Genomic DNA, 3,327 nt, shown 5'->3' with positions numbered 1-3,327 from the left:
ATCTGTACGTCGCATCGCCGGCCCTTGCTCCGGACGGCCGTCGCCTGGTCTACATGGTGCGTCTGCACGATCATTGGGACCTCTTCCTGCTGGACCTGGAGACCGGCCAACGCACCCAGCTCACGCGCAGTTCTGCCCTGGCCGGGCACGCCGCGGACAATGTCTCGCCGGCCTGGTCGCCGGACGGGCGGTTCATCGCCTTTTTCTCGAACCGGGATGGCACATGGCGGATGTACATTATGGCGGCCGATGGTTCCGACCAGCGGCCGTTCCTGGAGGAAGCGCTGGCCGGCCTGACCTTCACCTACCAGAACGCCCGCGAACGGATGGTCCACTGGGGGCCGGGGACGCCGTAACCCCTCCCACCTGCTAGAACAGCCGCTCCTGCAGTGCATCGCTGGGCAGTGTGCCGCGGCTGGCGAGCATATGCGCCAGCCGGCTGGTCTCCGGCAGGCGGTGCTGTCGGGTACAGCGCAGTACCAGCTCCACGGCTGTCTCCAGGTCCACCCGATGCCCGATGGAGACGAAGAGCGGTGCGGCGCCGGCGCGCGTCCTCACCACTGCCCCAATGCACTCCTGGCCGTCGGTCAGCGGCGTCCAGGCCCCGCGTTCCGCCGGCGGCGCGGTGAACCGCCCCACCAGGCGCGACTTGGCGCACCCGATGCTGGGCCAATCCAGCACCACCCCCATATGCGAGGCCAATCCCAGCCGGCGCGGATGGGCGATGCCCTGCGCGTCGAAAATAAACACATCCGGCCACAGGTCCAGCTTTTCCAGTGCCGCCAGCACTGCCGGCCCCTCGCGAAACGCCAGCAGGCCAGGGATATAGGGGAAGGAGACGGGCACCTGCGCCAGGCTCTGGGCCGCCAGGCGCAGAGAGGGGAACTCGCACACCACTACGGCGGCGCGCGCCATATCCCCGACGAACCCAACGTCAACGCCGGCGACGTAACGCACGGCCTCGATAGCGACGGCGTTCTCGCGCACCACTTGCTGGGCCAGCTCCTGCTGGATGGTGGCCGCCTCTTCGGGGGACACATTCCACGGATGCGGGAACACCAGGCGCATGGCTGTGTACCTCCTGCCGCCATTATAGCCGGCTCCTGCTGGCCGGCAATTTGACAGTCTCCTCGCTTGTGCCCATAATGGGGCGATAGCTATTCGTAGAGAGCACGGGAGCATGATGTCAGGAACAGGGTTCGGTTTCTCGCTGATCAAAGAGGACAGCCGCACGGGGGCGCGCGCCGGCGTCATCCACACCCCCCACGGCGACATCCCCACCCCCATGTTCGCGCCGGTGGGCACTCAGGCCACCGTCAAAACCATGACCCCGCACGAGCTGAAGGAGCTGGGGGCCAAGATCATCCTTTCCAACACCTATCACCTCTATCTACGCCCGGGGCCCGACATCATCGAGAAGCTGGGCGGCCTGCATCATTTCATGTGCTGGGATGGGCCGATCCTCACCGACAGCGGCGGGTTTCAAATCTACAGCCTCCAGGACCTGCGCACTTTCCGCGAGGACGGTGTGGTCTTCCGCTCCCATATCGACGGTTCCCAGCACTTTTTCTCCCCGGAGAAAGCGGTGCAGATTCAGGAACAGCTCGGGGCCGACATCATCATGTGTTTGGACGAATGCGCCCCGCCCATGGATTATGAGTACAACCGCCAGGCGCTGGAACGCACACACCGTTGGGCGGTGCGCTGTAAAGAAGCCCACACGCGCCCCGATCAGGCTTTGTTCGGCATCGTTCAGGGCGGAGTGTTTCCCGACCTGCGGGCCTACAGCGCGGAGTTCATGGTCTCTCTTGATTTCCCCGGATATGCCATCGGCGGCCTGTCGGTCGGGGAGCCGAAGGAGGACATGCACGCCATCCTGGAACTGTTGAACGGCCTGCTTCCCAAGCACAAGCCCCGCTATCTGATGGGCGTTGGCTCGCCGGAGGATTTCTTTGAATGTGTGGCGCGGGGGGTGGACTTGTTCGACTGCGTCCTGCCGACCCGGCTGGCGCGCAATGCCGCCCTGCTGACGCATGAAGGCCGGCTCAATATCCGCAACGCCCCGTATGCCGACGACCCTCGCCCCATCGAAGAAGGGTGCGAGTGCTACACCTGCCGGCATTTTTCGCGCGCCTATCTGCGCCATCTCTTTAAGGCCGGCGAAATCCTCGGCCTGCGCCTGGCCACCATTCATAACCTGCATTTCGCGCTGGACCTGATGCGCCGCATCCGCCAATCCATCCTGGACGGGACCTTCGCCGATTTCAAGGAGCAGTTCCTGCGCCAGTACAAAACGACCGATTACGCCGTTCGGGAGGCCAACCGTCTCCGCCGGCTGGAATCCCTGCGCGCTCGCTCGTCGCGCGGGGGATAACCCCTTTCAAGGAGGCATTCGTTCACCCATGAATCCGTTCCAGGCCGTCGTTCTGGGCATCGTACAGGGAGCCACTGAGTTCCTGCCCATCAGCAGTTCCGCCCATCTGGTGTTGGTGCCGTGGCTGTTGGGCTGGGCCTCCCCGGGCCTGGTGTTCGATACTATCGTGCATTGGGGGACATTGGCGGCGGTGGTGCTGTATTTCGCCGGCGACCTGTGGGTGATTATCCGCGATTGGCTCCTGGGCACCTTCCGACTGCGGCCGGCCACCCCGTCCACGCGGCTCGGCTGGCTCATCATCCTGGGCACCATCCCGGCCGTGCTGATGGGTGGCCTGGGGGAAAAGCCCGTGGAAGCGCTTTTTGCCGCGCCGGCCTGGGCCGCCGGCTTCCTGCTGGTCACCGCGGCCATCCTCGTGTTCAGCGAGCGGATTGGCCGGCAGACGAAAGAGGCCGAGGGCATGACCTGGTGGGAAGCCCTCCTCATCGGCCTGGCACAGGGGCTGGCGCTGGCCCCCGGGATTTCCCGCTCCGGCGCCACCATTGCCATGGGACTGGTGCTGGGATTGCGCCGGCCGGCCGCCGCCCGCTTCAGCTTCCTGCTCTCGGTGCCGATTATCCTGGGCGCCGGCCTGTTCCAGCTTCTCGACTTCGTGGGGACGCCTGGGGCTTCGGACTCCGCCGGCCTGCTGGCCGCTGGCTTCCTCGCCGCCGCTGTATCTGGTTTTCTCGCCATCCATTTCCTGCTGTCGTTCGTGCGCCGGCGCCGGCTGTATCCCTTCGCCGCCTACTGCGCTCTGCTGGGGATTACAGCGCTGGCTCTCTATTTTCTGCGCTAAAGGGCGGGTTCCATGCGGCGCGCTGTTTCGGTCACCTGGTGCGTCATCGTGATGCTTGCCGGCATGCTTACTGCCTGCAGTGCCGCGGCGCGCCCGGCGCCGACCCTGGTGCGTA

Annotated in this window: 4 protein-coding genes; 3 read left to right on the top strand and 1 reads right to left on the bottom strand. The window is 65.4% G+C overall.

Features of this window, described 5'->3' with window-relative positions:
* On the top strand, window positions 1-356 hold a 356-nt coding region (locus tag H5T60_13200), incomplete at its 5' end, for a PD40 domain-containing protein (GenBank protein ID MBC7243387.1).
* Between the two features lie 13 nt (window positions 357-369).
* On the opposite strand, the gene nfi is transcribed toward H5T60_13200, so the two are convergent.
* Window positions 370-1,068, bottom strand: coding sequence for a deoxyribonuclease V (gene nfi / locus H5T60_13195; GenBank protein ID MBC7243386.1), 699 nt, complete (start codon window positions 1,066-1,068; stop codon window positions 370-372).
* 115 nt (window positions 1,069-1,183) lie between these two features.
* Between nfi and tgt the strand changes: the two genes are divergently transcribed.
* Window positions 1,184-2,374, top strand: a complete 1,191-nt coding sequence (tgt, locus tag H5T60_13190) for a tRNA guanosine(34) transglycosylase Tgt (protein ID MBC7243385.1) — start codon at window positions 1,184-1,186, stop codon at window positions 2,372-2,374.
* A 28-nt stretch (window positions 2,375-2,402) separates the two neighbouring features.
* A complete protein-coding gene (gene uppP / locus H5T60_13185) occupies window positions 2,403-3,212 on the top strand; it encodes an undecaprenyl-diphosphatase UppP (protein ID MBC7243384.1) in 810 nt (269 codons plus the stop codon).
* The last annotated feature ends 115 nt before the right edge of the window (window positions 3,213-3,327 follow it).

The sequence above is a fragment of the Anaerolineae bacterium genome (genome assembly GCA_014360855.1).
GTDB lineage: Bacteria > Chloroflexota > Anaerolineae > JACIWP01 > JACIWP01 > JACIWP01.
The sequence above is the reverse complement of the archived record's forward strand: the minus strand, read 5'-3'. Positions and strand labels throughout refer to the sequence as shown.

Coding starts and splice junctions, on each gene's coding strand:
- nfi (MBC7243386.1), bottom strand. CDS start 1,068: ATGCGCCTGGTGTTCCCGCATCCGTGGAATGTGTCCCCCGAAGAGGCG.
- tgt (MBC7243385.1), top strand. CDS start 1,184: ATGTCAGGAACAGGGTTCGGTTTCTCGCTGATCAAAGAGGACAGCCGC.
- uppP (MBC7243384.1), top strand. CDS start 2,403: ATGAATCCGTTCCAGGCCGTCGTTCTGGGCATCGTACAGGGAGCCACT.